The 14,252-nt window shown below is 72.1% G+C and carries 13 protein-coding genes; 4 read left to right on the top strand and 9 right to left on the bottom strand.

Translation table 11 applies throughout. From position 1 onward, the window contains the following. Window positions 1-37: 37 nt before the first annotated feature. Together ACIBK1_RS05270 and ACIBK1_RS05265 are read right to left on the bottom strand one after the other, a co-directional pair. A complete protein-coding gene (locus ACIBK1_RS05270) occupies window positions 38-661 on the bottom strand; it encodes a response regulator (RefSeq protein WP_030506791.1) in 624 nt (207 codons plus the stop codon). Then, window positions 658-1,815, bottom strand: a complete 1,158-nt coding sequence (locus ACIBK1_RS05265) for a GAF domain-containing sensor histidine kinase (RefSeq protein ID WP_051761448.1) — start codon at window positions 1,813-1,815, stop codon at window positions 658-660. Before ACIBK1_RS05265 ends, ACIBK1_RS05270 begins: the two co-directional genes overlap by 4 nt. 125 nt (window positions 1,816-1,940) lie before the next feature. Between ACIBK1_RS05265 and ACIBK1_RS05260 the strand changes: the two genes are divergently transcribed. From ACIBK1_RS05260 to ACIBK1_RS05250, 3 genes are read left to right on the top strand one after another with little or no spacing between them, the layout of a single operon-like run. Beyond that, entirely contained in the window at window positions 1,941-2,603 is a 663-nt protein-coding gene (locus tag ACIBK1_RS05260; protein ID WP_030506789.1) for an SDR family NAD(P)-dependent oxidoreductase, read from the top strand. Beyond that, window positions 2,600-3,652, top strand: coding sequence for an S-adenosylmethionine:tRNA ribosyltransferase-isomerase (locus tag ACIBK1_RS05255; RefSeq protein WP_396732470.1), 1,053 nt, complete (start codon window positions 2,600-2,602; stop codon window positions 3,650-3,652). The genes ACIBK1_RS05260 and ACIBK1_RS05255 overlap by 4 nt, the downstream gene beginning before the upstream one ends. A 41-nt stretch (window positions 3,653-3,693) precedes the next feature. Then, the gene (locus tag ACIBK1_RS05250) at window positions 3,694-4,266 is read left to right on the top strand and encodes a hypothetical protein (protein WP_156080829.1); all 573 of its coding nucleotides are present in this window, start codon (window positions 3,694-3,696) and stop codon (window positions 4,264-4,266) included. 67 nt (window positions 4,267-4,333) lie between these two features. Here the strand turns inward: ACIBK1_RS05250 and ACIBK1_RS05245 are convergent, their stop codons facing one another. Both ACIBK1_RS05245 and ACIBK1_RS05240 read right to left on the bottom strand, forming a co-directional pair. After that, the gene (locus ACIBK1_RS05245) at window positions 4,334-5,329 is read right to left on the bottom strand and encodes a lysophospholipid acyltransferase family protein (protein ID WP_051761446.1); all 996 of its coding nucleotides are present in this window, start codon (window positions 5,327-5,329) and stop codon (window positions 4,334-4,336) included. After that, the gene (locus tag ACIBK1_RS05240) at window positions 5,326-6,060 is read right to left on the bottom strand and encodes a GNAT family N-acetyltransferase (protein ID WP_396732466.1); all 735 of its coding nucleotides are present in this window, start codon (window positions 6,058-6,060) and stop codon (window positions 5,326-5,328) included. Before ACIBK1_RS05240 ends, ACIBK1_RS05245 begins: the two co-directional genes overlap by 4 nt. Before the next feature lie 189 nt (window positions 6,061-6,249). Here ACIBK1_RS05240 and serB point away from each other — a divergent pair, with 189 nt between their 5' ends. Next, a complete protein-coding gene (gene serB / locus ACIBK1_RS05235; protein WP_231513787.1) occupies window positions 6,250-7,473 on the top strand; it encodes a phosphoserine phosphatase SerB in 1,224 nt (407 codons plus the stop codon). A 4-nt stretch (window positions 7,474-7,477) separates the two neighbouring features. Here the strand turns inward: serB and ACIBK1_RS05230 are convergent, their stop codons facing one another. The 5 genes from ACIBK1_RS05230 to ACIBK1_RS05210 all read right to left on the bottom strand — a co-directional run bounded on the left by ACIBK1_RS05230 (window position 7,478) and on the right by ACIBK1_RS05210 (window position 13,944). Next, window positions 7,478-9,610, bottom strand: coding sequence for an FUSC family protein (locus ACIBK1_RS05230; protein WP_396732463.1), 2,133 nt, complete (start codon window positions 9,608-9,610; stop codon window positions 7,478-7,480). After that, window positions 9,611-10,084, bottom strand: coding sequence for a SixA phosphatase family protein (locus ACIBK1_RS05225; protein WP_063754572.1), 474 nt, complete (start codon window positions 10,082-10,084; stop codon window positions 9,611-9,613). Window positions 10,085-10,261: 177 nt separating this feature from the next. Further along, window positions 10,262-12,595 (bottom strand): sodium-translocating pyrophosphatase, encoded by a 2,334-nt coding sequence (locus ACIBK1_RS05220; RefSeq protein ID WP_030506781.1) that lies wholly within the window; start codon window positions 12,593-12,595, stop codon window positions 10,262-10,264. A gap of 550 nt (window positions 12,596-13,145) precedes the next feature. Continuing rightward, window positions 13,146-13,574: an ATP-binding protein gene (locus ACIBK1_RS05215; protein ID WP_030506780.1), complete on the bottom strand. Its 429-nt coding sequence runs from the start codon at window positions 13,572-13,574 to the stop codon at window positions 13,146-13,148. Window positions 13,575-13,593: 19 nt separating this feature from the next. Further along, on the bottom strand, window positions 13,594-13,944 hold the full coding sequence (locus ACIBK1_RS05210) for an STAS domain-containing protein (RefSeq protein WP_030506779.1): 351 nt from the start codon (window positions 13,942-13,944) through the stop codon (window positions 13,594-13,596). Window positions 13,945-14,252 lie beyond the last annotated feature (308 nt).

Genomic DNA, 14,252 nt, shown 5'->3' with positions numbered 1-14,252 from the left:
CCAGAGTAACCAGTTCGCGACGCGAACTGACAGTTCGTCAGGCCAGGCCGTGGCGCACGGCATAGAGCGCGGCCTGGGTGCGGTCCTGCACGCCGAGCTTCATGAGCACGTTGGAGACGTGCGTCTTCACGGTCTTCTCCGCCACCACGAGCTCACGGGCGATCTCGCGGTTCGACCGCCCGGCGGCGAGCAGCCGCAGCACCTCGCGCTCCCGGTCGGTCAGCGCGGACCCCGCCTCGGTCTGCACGCGGTCCGCCGGGCCGGCCAGCATCGCCTCGGCCGCCTCGGGCGCGAGCAGGACCTGCCCGCCGTACACGGCCCGGATCGCCTGGACGAGGGCGCCGGGGTCCACGTCCTTGTAGAGGAAGCCCGCGGCGCCCGCCCGCATGGCCGGGGCCACGTCGCCGCGGTCGCTGACCGAAGTGAGGACGATCACTCGCACGTCCCGGCCGGACAGCTCCGCGAGCGCGCCGAGGCCGTCGAGCACCGGCATCTTCAGGTCGAGCAGCAGCACGTCGGGTGCGAGCGCACCGGTCATCTCGACCGCCTCGGCGCCGTCCGCCGCCTCCCCCACGACGCTGATGTCCTCCTGGATCTCCAGGAACGTACGCAGGCCCTGCCGTACGACGGGGTGGTCGTCGGCGATGAGCACGCGGATCACGCGGGCACCTCCAGTCGTACCGTCGTGCCGCGGCCGGGCGCGGAGGAGACCGTCAGCGTGCCGCCGGCGGCCTGGGCCCGGTCGCCCATCGACGGCAGCCCCAAGCCGTGCACGCCCGCCTCATCGAATCCGACGCCGTCGTCGGTCACCTCCAGCACCAGGGCGGCCTCCCGGTGCGCGAGCCGTACGTCGATGCGGGCGGCCCTGGCGTGCCGCACGGCGTTGTGCAGCGCCTCCTGGGCGACCCGGAGCACGGCGACCTCGATCTCGGGCGCGAGGTCGCGGTCGTCCGGCGGCTCGCCCTCCGCCGAGAACGCGACCGTCACGGGGTGCAGGCGGTCGAGGAGGGCCGCCTGCTTGCGCACGCTCTCCACCAGGCCGTGCCGGTCCAGCTCGGCCGGGCGCAGCTCCACGATCACCGCGCGCAGCTCGGTCAGCGCCTCACCCGCCATCCGCTCGACACGATCGATCGCCTCGGCCGCCCGCTCGGGGTCCGTACGCGCGAGCGCCGCGGCGGCCCGCGCGGTCAGCCGCAGCGAGAACAGCTTCTGGCTGACGGCGTCGTGCAGCTCGCGGGCCATCCGGGTGCGTTCCTCGACGACCGTGAGCTCACGCCCCCGCTCGTACAGCCGGGCGTTGGTGATCGCGATGGCGGCGTGCGCCGCGAACAGCGTCAGCAGCTCCTCGTCGGCCTCGCCGAACCCGCCGGGCGTCCGCTTGTTGGACAGGAAGATGATCCCGAGGACGGTGGCGCCGTCCGTGATCGGCACACCGAGGAAGTCCTTGAGGATGGGATGGGCCTTCGGCCACCACTCGAACCGGGGGTCCCTACGGATGTCGGGCAGCCGCACCGGCGTCCCCTCGCGCAGCATCGCGCCCAGCATGCCGTGCTGGCGCGGGGTGGGCCCGATGGCCGCCCACTGCTCGTCGGGGATGCCCTCGGCCACGAACTCCGCGAACGCGCCGTCGTCGTCCGGCACGCCGAGCGCGGCGTACTTCGCGTCGAGCAGCCGCGCCGCGGACCGCACGATCACCTGGAGGACCTCGCGGACCGACAGGTGACGGGTGACGGCGAGCACGGCCGAGCTGACCGCGTGCAGCACCGCGTCGCGGTCCCGTTCACAGGCGGCAGCGGGGTCGGCAGGCTCGGGCACGCAACACAGAGTAGGTCCCGCGGCGAGTGGGCCGCGTCGGCCGCAGGACCTAGACCCAACTGCCGAGCGACGGCCGGACCTCGGTCCGATGCGCCTCTGACGTGCCGATTTCTAGCGTGGAGCGCATGAAGCACGCACTCATCACCGGAGCGTCGCGAGGGCTGGGACTCGCTCTCGCCAAGGCACTCGCCGACGACGGCTGGTCGCTCCTGCTCACCGCGCGCGGCGAGGAGGACCTGATGTCGGCCGCTTTCGACCTCGGCGCCCGGGCCCTTCCCGGAGACGTCGCCGACCCGGCGCACGTGGCCAGGCTCGCCGATTCCGTGCCCGAGCTGGACCTTTTGGTCAACAACGCGAGCGGGCTCGGCCCCACCCCGCTGCCCAGGCTCGCCGACTATCCGCCGGACGCGCTGCGCGCGCTGTTCGAGACGAACGTGATCGCGCCGCTCGCGCTGGTCCAGGCGACGCTGCCCGCGCTGCGCAAGCGGAAGGGCGCGATACTCAACATCTCCTCCGACGCCGCCGTCGAGGCGTACGAGGGCTGGGGCGGCTACGGCGCGACCAAGGCCGCCCTCGACCAGGTGTCGAACGTCCTGGCCGCCGAGGAGCCCGACGTGGCGGTCTGGTGGGTGGACCCGGGCGAGATGCGCACCCGCATGCTGGCGGACGCCGTCGGCCCGGAGGAGGCCGGGGCGGCGCCGCCGCCCGAGAGCGTGGTCCCGGCGCTGCTGCGCCTGGTCGGCTCCCGTCCCGCTCCCGGCCGCTTCACCCGCGGAGCGCTGGAATGACGGCCCCCGATTCGGCGATCCGGCCCCATGGGGCGAAGGGGTCGTTCGAGTTCGCGCTGACGGCGCCGCTGGAGGCGCACGAACCGCCGGAGGCGCGCGGGCTGCGCCGCGACGAGGTCAGGCTGCTGGCGTCCCGGCGTGACACCGGCGAGATCACCCATCACGTCTTCGCCGACCTGCCGTCGCTGCTGTCCCCCGGCGACCTGCTGGTGGTCAACAACTCCGCCACCCTGCCCGCGGCGGTGCGGCTCGACCGGCTTGCCGTCCACTTCTCCGGCCGCCTCGCGTCCGGAGAGTGGCTGGTCGAGCTGCGCCGCCGTACGGCGAAGGCGACGGAGCCCTACTCCGGCGCCGCGCCCGGCGAGTGGCTGCCGCTGCCGGGAGGCGCCACGCTGCGCCTGCTGGCGCAGGAGACGCCGCGCCTGTGGCGTGCCCACCTCGATCGCGACGTGCTCTCCTACCTCGCCGCGCACGGCGTGCCCATCCGGTACGGCTATGTGGGGCGCGACTGGCCGCTCGCCCACTACCAGACGGTCTTCGGGGTCGAGCCGGGCAGCGCGGAGATGCCCAGCGCCGGCCGGCCGTTCACCCCGGAGCTCGTCACCGCCCTGGTCAGCCGGGGGATCGGCGTCGCACCGATCACGCTGCACACCGGGGTCGCGTCTCCGGAGAAGGACGAACCGCCCTACCCCGAGTGGTTCTCGGTCTCCCCGTGGACGGCACGGCTGGTGAACATCACCCGCGAGCACGGGGGCCGGGTGATCGCCGTCGGCACGACCGTCGTACGGGCTCTGGAGACCGCCGCCCTCGACGCCTCCGCCCCGGACACGGTGCGGGCGGCGTCGGGCTGGACCTCACACGTCGTCACGCCCGCGGGAGGCGTGCGAGCGGTGGACGGCCTCGTCACGGGTCTGCACGAGCCCCGCTCCAGCCACCTGATGATGCTGTCGGCGATCACCGGGACCGGCGTGCTGACCTCCTCGTACGAGGCGGCGCTGGAGGAGGGCTACCTCTGGCACGAGTTCGGCGACAGCCATCTCATCCTGTGACACGTGATCGAACCGTGATCTCGATCGTCAAGGCTGACCGCATGCGTACCCTCATCGGCAAGCCGACCGCGCTGCTGGCCCTGCCACTGGCCGCGGGCGCGCTGGTCGCGTCCGGCGCGCCCGCCTCCGCCGCGTCGTCGGCCACGTCCAGCTCGTCCTCGGCGACCGCGACGTCCGCGGCGACCACGGCGACCTCGGCGCCCGTCCGCATCCAGGTCAGTTTCCCCTACCGCGTCCGTGCCGGGCGCGTGGTGACGTACAAGGTCACGCTCGTCAACAAGCTCAGGACCAAGACCGACGAGATCTTCCTCGCGGTCAAGTTCCCCAAGAACGTGACCAAGACTCGGATCTACGTGCCGCACGGCTCCAGGTATCACGAGCACTGCACGCGGGAGCGGACGCGCGCGCTGTGCGTGCTGCCCGGCCTCCAGAAGGGCAAGAGCTACACGTTCTATGCGAAGGCCCAGGTGAGCGGGTCCGCCCGCGGCAACCTCTACGGCTACTTCGGCGGCGCCGTCGTCGACACGTCGACGAACACCAACCCCAAGGAACTGCTCACGGAGTTCGGCGACAGCATCGGCTGGGTGAAGTCGAAGAGCACGATCACCCGCTGACGTCCATCCATCCCCCACGGCGCCCGCCCGCGTCCCGGGCAGGCGCCGTCGATCGTCCGGCGCCCCGTCAGGCCGCTACGGCCTGCTCCCCGGGTCCCGCCAGACCCGTCCTGACCTGAGCCTCGGCGATCCGCGCGAGTGCCATCCGCGCCTCCCTCCTGGGGGTCCGCCCGCCGTACGCGGCCGGACGGTCCAGCCGTACGGCGGGGAAGACCGTCACCTCCGCGACGAGGCCCCTGGCGGCGACGATCCGCAGGACGGACGCGAGCAGCGTGTCGTCCCCGACGTACGACGGCCGGGTCGAAAGGGCGGTCCGCTCGCCGGCGCCTCCACAAACCCCGGCGCCTTCAAACGCTGCGCCTCCACGAACCGCGCTGCCTCGCCCGGCCGCGGCGCCCTCCAGGAAACGCAGCGCCATCGGCCGCACGGGCACCCCCGCGTCGAGCGCCGCCTGGAACACCGCGGGCCGGAACCGCCCCATCTCGCGTCCGCACCACGTCGTGCCCTCGGGGAACGCGGCCACGCTCTCACCGCGCCGCAACGCGGCGGTCATGTCCGCGACGACCCCCGGCAGGGCGGACGGCCTGTCCCTGTCGATGAACAGCGCGCCGCCCCCGGCGGCGAGCGTGCCCACGATCGGCCACCTGCCCACCTCCGCCTTGGCCAGCGGGCGGCAGGCGAAGGTCGCCGTGATCACCAGGGGGTCGAGCCACGAGACGTGGTTGCCGACGAGCAGGGCGGGCCCGTCCTCCTCCGGTACGGCTCGCGCCCGAGCCGCGCCCCCGATGCAGGAGAACCCGCGGCGCGTCACGATCCTGATGCCGAGGGCCCGCAGCAGCAGACGCGACCAGCGCGTCGTGACCGCCCCCCGCCACGCCGTACGGCCCAGCGCGAGCGCGATCGGCAGACCGGCGAGCAGCACGAGGACCGCGCCCGTCAGGCGGGCGGCCCGCCGCAGGGGACCGGCCGTACGCGCCTGCGTCCGCAGGCAGACGTCCGGCGCGCAGGGGGACGCCGGCAGCCAGGCGGAGGAGGCCGCCGGCAGGTGGGTGACGGCGCTCATCGCGTCCCGCCCAGGAAGTGCCGCAGGTAGCGGGGGTCGGCGTCGGCCACGGAGAGCAGCACGAAGAAGTCCGCGGTGCCGAAGTCCGGATCGTGGGCGGGAGCGCCGCAGATCCACGCGCCGAGCCGCAGGTAACCGCGCAGCAGCGGGGGCACCGTGAACCGGTCGGGGAGGGGGACCCCGGCATCGCGCCAGGGCGTGTGCGGCGTGACGCGATACTCTTCGGGCCCCAGCGCGACCCGGTCGACCACACCGGCGGCGACCGCGCCGCCGTCGTCCAGTGGCACCGAGCAGCAGCCCGCCAGCCAGGCGTGCCCGAGGCTGGTCATGTACTGCGCGATCGCTGCCCACATCAGGGCGACGACCGCGCCGCCGCGGTGGTCGGGGTGCACGCACGTACGCCCGGCCTCGACCAGGTCGCCGCGCAGGCCCTTCAGCGCGCGGAGGTCGAACTCGGAGTCGGAGTAGAGCCGGTCGGAGCGGCGGGGCGGCAGCAGGCGATAGGTGCCGACCACCGTGTCGCCCTCACGGACGAGGATGTGGTCGCAGTACGCGTCGAGCGGTTCGACGTCGAGCCCGTTCAGGGGGGAGTCGAGCCGGGCGCCCATCTCCCCGGCGAACACCTCGTAGCGCAGGCGCTGGGCGGCACGCAGGTCTGCGGCGCTCTCGGCGAGCCCGACGGTGTAGCGGCCGGAGTCAAGGGAGTGCTGGGACTGCAGAGAGATCGTCATGCGTGTCGCATCCTTCCTCGGGGGGTGCCGGCCGCGGCGAGGCGTCCCGTCTCTCCCGGCCCGTTTCGCGGCCCACCACCATGACGACATGCGGAAATGACAGCGGAGCCTCAGGGCGGGGGCATGAAGGCGTCCGCATCGTGAACCTCGTGCGCGCTCATGACAAGCGGCGCAGTAACCTCAAACAACGTGAACCAGCGCACGCTCCTGATCACGCTGACCGGTCCGGATCGCCCGGGCGTCACCTCGCGGCTGTTCTCCGTACTGTCCGGGTTCCCGGTCGTCGTGGCCGACGTGGAGCAGGTCGTCATCCGCGGCCGCCTCACCCTGGGCGTCCTCGTCGCCTACGCCGGGGGGCCACCCACCGGCACCGGAGGCACGATCGGCGGCCTGTGGACGGCCGTCGAACAGGTCGCCGCCGACCTCGACATGGACCTGGAGATCGCGACCGGCACCACTTCCAAGGAGAAGCGACGACGCGGGCGGCTGCACGTCACCGTCCTCGGCGCGCCACTGCTGCCCGCCGCCATGGCCGGGATCGCCGGCCGGATCGCGGCGAGCGGCGCCAACATCGACAGGATCGAACGCCTGTCGAGCTATCCGGTGACGTGCATCGAGCTCGCGGTGTCCGGCGCCGACCCCCAGGCGATGCGGGCGGAGCTGGCCGCGGAGGCGGCGGCGCAACAGGTGGACGTGGCCGTGCAGCGCACCGGCCTGCACCGCCGCGCCAAGCGCCTGATCGTGATGGACGTCGACTCGACGCTGATCCAGAACGAGGTCATCGAGCTGCTCGCCCGGCACGCCGGGTGCCTGGACGAGGTCGCCCGGGTCACCGACGAGGCCATGCGCGGCGAGCTCGACTTCGCCGAGTCGCTGGTCAGGCGGGTCGCGCTGCTCGAAGGGCTGTCGGAGGAGGTCTTCGAGAAGGTCGTCAAGGAGGTCGTCCTCACGCCCGGCGCGCGCACGCTGGTGCGGACCCTCAAGCGGCTCGACTACCGCTTCGCCATCGTGAGCGGCGGCTTCACCCAGATCACCGACTCCCTCGTGGCCGACCTCGGCATCGACTACTCGGCCGCCAACACCCTTGAGGTCGTGGACGGCCGGCTCACGGGCCGGGTCGTCGGCGAGATCGTGGACCGGCCGGGCAAGGCCCGCGCGCTGGAGCGCTTCGCCGCCGAAGCGGGCATCCCGGTGAGCCAGACCGTCGCGATCGGCGACGGCGCGAACGACCTCGACATGTTCGCCGTCGCCGGGCTCGGCATCGCGTTCAACGCCAAGCCCATCGTGCGGCAGGCCGCCGACACCGCGGTCAACGTGCCCTACCTCGACTCGATCCTCTACCTGCTCGGCATCTCCCGCGAGGAGGTAGAGGCGGCCGACGCCGAGGACGGCATGCCGCCCGCCATGAACTGAGATCTCAGGGCCCGGTTGCGAAGGCGTCGGCCGCCGCGGCGCACAGCCGTACGGCGTCGGCGTCCAGCGAGCGCAGCGCCTGGTCGACGGCGGCGGTGCGCAGCAGCGCCCGCCCCGAGCCCGGCTCGGTCGCGTCCGCCTCCAGTTCGGTGAGGCGGCGCTCGGCCTGGGCGCCGACCCACACGGCGTCGTCCGCGAGTCCCCGGCACATCTCCGCCGCCGGCTCGTACGGCTCCCGCCCCCGCACGGCCTGTGCGGTGGCCCGCAGGTGGCCGGCCACCGCGTCGAGGACGTCGGGGACCGGGCCACCACCCGTGGGCTCGTCGCGGAGCACCGAGATCAGCGTCAGCAGGTCGTCGCGGACCCGCTGGGCGGCCTCCAGGGCCTCGTCGACGGTCTCGGGGGCCGTGCCGCCGGGCTCCTTGGCGATGTAGCAGAGCGCCCCCGTGACCATCTCCGCGTCCACCGCGGCCTTCCTGATCCGTTCCTCGGCCCGCTCCGCGCCCGCCTTCCTCCTGGCCAGCTGCGCCACCGTCCGGGCGACCGCCGCGTGCGAGTCGAGCATCCGGCCGACCCGCTCGGCCAGGTGTTCCGTCTCCCCCCGCGGCCACAGCAGCCGCGCGCACGCGATGGCGATGACGCCACCGGCGACGGTCAGGACGACCCGCGACTCGGCGATCGTCGCGGTCTGCGGCATCTGGAAGTCGAGCAGCAGCAGCACGCACATCGTCATGAACGTCGCCCAGTAGGCCTGGTGCGTCGGCGCCAGGCCGAACGCCAGCGCGGCCGACACCCCGATCAGCGCGACGAGCGTCCAGTGCCCCGGCGCGATGTTCAGGATGGCCGCCGAGACCAGACCGCCGGCCGTGCTGCCGCCCACCCGCGCCCACACCTTGGCCCGCGTCTCCCCGTACGTCGGCTGGATGGTGACCAGCACCGCGATCACCAGCCAGTGCGGGAACGCGGGCTTGAACAGCACGATGACGATCGAGGCGAAGGCGGTGCCGAGCAGGACCCGCAGGGCGTGACGCACGCGGGGGTCGTCGAAGGCGAGCGACGAGGGAACCGCCAGGGTGGCAAGATCGAGGCGGTGCGCGCACAGCCAGCGGGCCGCCTCGGTGGAGCCGTCGAGCGCCTCCCGGATCCGCCCGGCGCTGTGGGCGATCTGCCGGAGGAGGACGAGCACCACCATCTCGCGCTCGCCGCCCGCGGCCCGGTCGCGCAGCCGGTCGACCCGGTCGCCGAAATCCATGACTGACACGTGCTCGGGCGGGCACTCGGCCAGATAGGTGCTCAGCGCCGCGGACAGCGAGCCCACGAGGTCGCGGATTCCCGCCTCGTCCGCCGCGCCGGGCGCACGCCGGGCCAGCGTGTCGCACAGCCCGCGCAACGCGATGATCTCGTGGAACACCCGGCGCAACGCGAGCGCGACGTCCGCGGCCGCCCGCGACCGCTCCCACCGGACGCGGCGGGCCCGGGCCAGGCGGACTTCGGCGATCGCGTCGGCCGCCTTCCTGCGGCGCTCGTCCCACTCGTCCTGACCCACCGAGGGGTCGGCCACGGCCTCGACCAGCCCGGCCAGGGTGTCGGCGGTCTCCCCCAGCATCGCGACGACCGGGCGGGTCCGCCGCCACGGCCAGGGCAGGGTGAGCAGGACGGCCGCCAGCAGGCCGCCGAGCAGTTGCAGGCCGGTGTGCGGCGCGGGATCGAGCGGCAGCGGGTTGGCGGCGGTCAGCAGCAGCGTGAGCGCCGGGGTGACGCCGATCGGGCGCACCAGGCCGCCCAGCCCGGCCAGGGCCGAGGCGACCAGGACCATGGCCCAGCTGCTGCCCGACAGCAGGATCCCCAGCGACGTCCCCACGCCGACCGACAGCACCACGCCGAGAAGGTAGGGCGTGCGCATGCCCGCGGGGTTCACGATGGCCCGCCCCGCGACCAGCCACGCGCCGAGGCCGACCGTCGCGCCGCCCGCGGGATGCCCGGTGAGCAGGCCCGTGAGCAGCGGGATCACCAGGCAGGCGGCCCCGGTCAGGCCGAAACCGAGCGCGAGGCGTGGATCCTCCAGCCTCAGCGCCCTGGCGAGCACGACGTTCCTGAGCGGCAGGCGCTTGTTATTACCCGCCGTGCCGCACCGCAATCAGGGGCGGCTCATCCGGGCCAGCCGCCCGGTGCCGGGGGTGAGGTCCTCCCACGGCACGTCCAGCTCGATCACCGCGTACGCGCCGGGTGGGAAGCCGTCGAGCCGCGCGTCGGTCAGGGCGGCGACGAGCTCGTGCACCCCCGGGTTGTGGCCGACGAGCACCACCGACATGATCTCGCCGTCCGTACGGCGCAGCACGCCGAGCAGGTCGTCGGGGTACGCCTCGTAGATGTCGCGCTCGATCTCGACGGGAGCGTCGAGGCCGAGCAGTTCGGCGGTCCTGCGGGTGCGGACCGACGGCGAGCACAGGACGAGTCCGGGGACGAGCCCGGGTGCGAGTCGCCGGATCTCCTCCCCCGCCTCCCGGGCGTCCCGCTCACCGCCGGGGGTGAGCGGACGTTCGCTGTCCGGGAGGCCCGGCGCCTGACCCGCCTTGGCGTGCCTGACCACGACGAGCGTCCGCGCGCTCACGGCATGGCCCAGACGGCGAGGCCCACGATCACAGCAATCATCACCGCCATGGTCAGCAGGATCAGCGCCAGCGTCCTGCCCCCGTTTGGCTTGTCCATAAGTGCTCAGTGTATGGAGAAGGTCCCCCGCTCCAGGAGCAGGGGACCTTCGTTCTCAGTGCCTTCGGTTGACGAGCGTTCAGTGCGCGACGGGCTCCGTGGCGCGGGAGGCCTCGTCGGCCTCGCCGGACGGGGCGATGCCCGAGGCGCGGCGCTTGGAGACCACCACGGCGCCGACCACGACCGCCACCGCCACGATCGTCGCGGTGACGCGGACCGCGACGTTGTCGGCGTACGTGACGACGGCCGGGGCGATCAGCAGCGCGACCAGGTTCATCACCTTGATCAGCGGGTTGATGGCCGGGCCCGCGGTGTCCTTGAACGGGTCGCCGACGGTGTCACCGATGACGGTGGCGGAGTGCGCCTCCGAGCCCTTGCCGCCGTGGTGGCCGTCCTCGACCAGCTTCTTGGCGTTGTCCCAGGCGCCGCCGGAGTTGGCGAGGAACACCGCCATCAGCGTTCCGGCCGCGATGGCGCCGGCCAGGTAGGCGCCGAGCGGCGCGTACCCGAGCGCGAAGCCGACCGCGATCGGAGTCAGCACGGCGAGCAAACCGGGGGTCGCGAGCTCGCGCAGCGAGTCGCGGGTGCAGATGTCCACCACACGGCCGTAGTCCGGCAGCTCGCTGCCGTCCATGATCCCCGGCTTGGTGCGGAACTGCTCGCGCACCTCGTACACGACCCGGCCGGCGGCTCGGCCGACGGCGCTGATCGCGAGGCCGGAGAACAGGAACACGACGGCCGCGCCGACGATGAGGCCGACCAGGACGTTCGGGGCGTCCACCGAGAGGCTGAAGTTCGCGAACGACCCGAGGGCGTCCTTCACGCCCTGTGACGCCTTGGCCAGCTCGCCCTCGACCGCGGTCCGGAACGAGCCGAACAGCGCGGTCGCCGCGAGCACGGCGGTCGCGATCGCGATGCCCTTGGTGATGGCCTTGGTGGTGTTGCCGACCGCGTCCAGGGAGGTGAGGACCCGGGCGCCCTCGCCCTCGACGTCACCCGACATCTCGGCGATGCCCTGGGCGTTGTCGGAGACCGGGCCGAAGGTGTCCATCGACACGATCACGCCGACCGTGGTCAGCAGGCCGGTGCCCGCGAGGGCCACGGCGAACAGCGCCACGGTCACGTTGCCGAAGCCGAGCAGGAAGGCGCCGTAGACCGCGCCGCCGATCAGCAGCGCCGAGTAGACCGCGGACTCCAGGCCGACCGAGATGCCGGACAGGATGACGGTGGCGGGACCGGTGAGCGAGCTCTCGCCGATCTCCCGCACCGGGCGACGGTTGGTCTCGGTGAAGTAGCCGGTGAGGATCTGGATGGCGCTGGCCAGGACCAGGCCCACGAGCACCGCGCCGATGGCGATCAGGCGCGGGTCGGCGGTGAGCCCGGCGACGTTCGCGGCGGCGCCGGACAGCTCGGCGAAGCTCGACGGGAGGTACGCGAACGCGGCGACGGCCACCAGCACGGCCGAGATGGCGGCGGAGATGAAGAAGCCGCGGTTGATGGCGGCCATGCCGGAACGGTCGCTGGAGCGGGGAGCCGTGGTGAAGATGCCGATGACCGCGGTGATCACACCGATCATCGGGACGATCAGCGGGAAGACCAGGCCCTCGGTGCCGAACGCGGCCTTGCCCAGGATCAGGCTCGCGACCAGGGTCACGGCGTACGACTCGAACAGGTCGGCGGCCATGCCGGCGCAGTCGCCGACGTTGTCACCCACGTTGTCGGCGATGGTGGCGGCGTTGCGCGGGTCGTCCTCCGGGATGCCCTGCTCGACCTTGCCGACCAGGTCGGCGCCGACGTCGGCGGCCTTGGTGAAGATGCCGCCGCCGACACGCATGAACATCGCGAGCAGCGCGGCGCCGAAGCCGAACCCCTCGAGGACGTTCGGCGCGTCACCCTTGTAGACCAGCACGACGATCGCGGCGCCCAGCAGGCCCAGGCCGACCGTGAACATGCCGGCGACGCCACCCGTGCGGAACGCGATGCGCATCGCGGTCTTCTCGCCCGACTCACGGGCGGCGGACGCCACGCGGACGTTTCCGCGTACGGCGAGCCACATTCCGATGAAACCGGTCAGCGCGGAGAACACCGCACCGACGACGAAGAACACGGACCGGCCGATTCGCTCGCCGGTCGAGCCCGCGGGGAGCAGCAGAAGCAGGAACGGAATGATGACGACGAATATGGCCAGCGTCCGGAACTGCCGCGCGAGATACGCGGCGGCGCCCTGTTGCACGGCACGCGCGATGTTCTGCATTCGCTCGGTGCCCTGCCCGGCGGCGAGCACCTCGCGGACGAGAGTGCCCGCGACCGCCAATGCCAGCAACGCCACGACGGCGACGACTATGACAAGAGTGAGATGGGAACCGTTCAGGGCTACCGCTGCGCCTTCGCCAGCGGCGTGCAAGGCAAACATCCGTCCTCCTCGGCCAGACGGGGTTTCGGTCCTCCTGCCCGGACGACGCTGGACGAACCCACTGGCTGTGCGGCGCTTCCGGGCGGGTTGGCAAGTGCCGCTTCCGGTTGCATCCGCAATACCTTGGCCGGTGCCGGGAGTCTACGCAGCGACGCCACGGATATGAAGGCCCTCGCGCGTCGTAATCGAAGCGGCGTCTAGTAATGCCCCAACATTTGCACCGCTATGAAGGGGCTTTGACCAGCGGAGTCAGGTGCGCGGCGGTGATGGTCGCCCTGGTTACGGCACTCCCTTGTCCCTGATTTCGGACCGTCCGAAATCAGGCCGGGCATAGCAAAAGATCGAGTGTCACGCCGGGGGCGACACTCGATCTGCTTGAAGGTCGTGCCTTGAAGGTCCCGTCCCAGCAGGTTTCGGAGTCCGTGAAGGTCCTGCCTACGGCGGGTTTCGGAGTCCGTGAAGGTCCTGTCTCGGCGGGGTTTCGGGGTCCGTGAAGGTCCTCCTCGGATGCCCTCGGAGGTTCTCCGAAGTCCTCGGAGGCTTTCGCCGGTCAGAGGGCGGCGATGCCGTGGGGCGACGCGGGCCAGCTCATGCGGATGCGCATGCCCTTGGGCCCCGGAAGCACCTCGACGTCGTCGGCCAGCCCCGCGATGACCGCGATGCCCAGATTGTCGATCTCGGGCATGAGGCTGCCGTCCGCCTCCAGCACCTGGGGCGTCACGTCCTCACCGGGGGCGGCGTCGGTGACCGTCACCTCGAAACGCCCCGCGTCATCGCGTAACTCGATGCGCACCGGCTCCCCCGGGCAGTGGAGGCGGTGCGCCTCCACAGCCCGCGAGCACGCCTCTCCGACGGCGAGCCGCACCTCGTCCAGGATCGCCTCAGCCACTCCCGTGCGACGGGCGATGGCCGTGGCGACCAACCGGGCCGTGCGCACGTGGGCGGGCAGAGCGCTGAACGTCAGCTCGACGGTGGCCATGTTGCTGAGTCCCCGGCCGTCACTTGTCCCGGCCGTGGGCTTCCTTGGCCTCCTCGACCGAGGCGTAGATCCCGAAGACCTTCGTCAAACCGGTGATGCGGAAGATCTTCAGGATGCGCTCCTGCGTGCAGACGAGCTCCAGGGAGCCGTCGTGCGCCCGCACCCGCTTGAGGCCGCCGACCAGCACGCCAAGGCCAGTCGAGTCGAGGAAGTCCACCTTCTCCATGTTCACGAGCAGGTGGAAGTTGCCCTTGTTGACCAGGTCGATCAGCAGCTCACGCAGTCTGGGCGCGGTGTAGACGTCGATCTCACCCTCGACATCGACGATGGTGAGATTGTCCTCGGAATGGTGGTCCAACTTCAGATCCACAGATCCTCCAGCGCCTTACTTGCGTAGGTCTCGATACAGGTCATGCATCCTGGTAGTCCAGAGGCACGACCCGATGCGCGGCATTCAACCACGCTACGACTCCGTGTCTATACGAAATCACGACTCCGGGCGACTCTCCCCGCAGATGCCAAACTGGAAACCAGTGACTCCGACTTCTTCGTCCTCTGCCCGAACAGGCGACCTTCTCACCCGTCTGCTCGCGGTTCCCGCACGCCGGGGGCGCGTGACTCATGTGGAGCATGTTCCAGCACGTCAGGCAGGTGAGGCGCGATGGCCGGAATGGGCTC

Source organism: Microbispora rosea (assembly GCF_044460045.1).
Lineage (GTDB): Bacteria > Actinomycetota > Actinomycetes > Streptosporangiales > Streptosporangiaceae > Microbispora > Microbispora rosea.
This window is presented reverse-complemented; position numbering and strand designations above follow the sequence as displayed.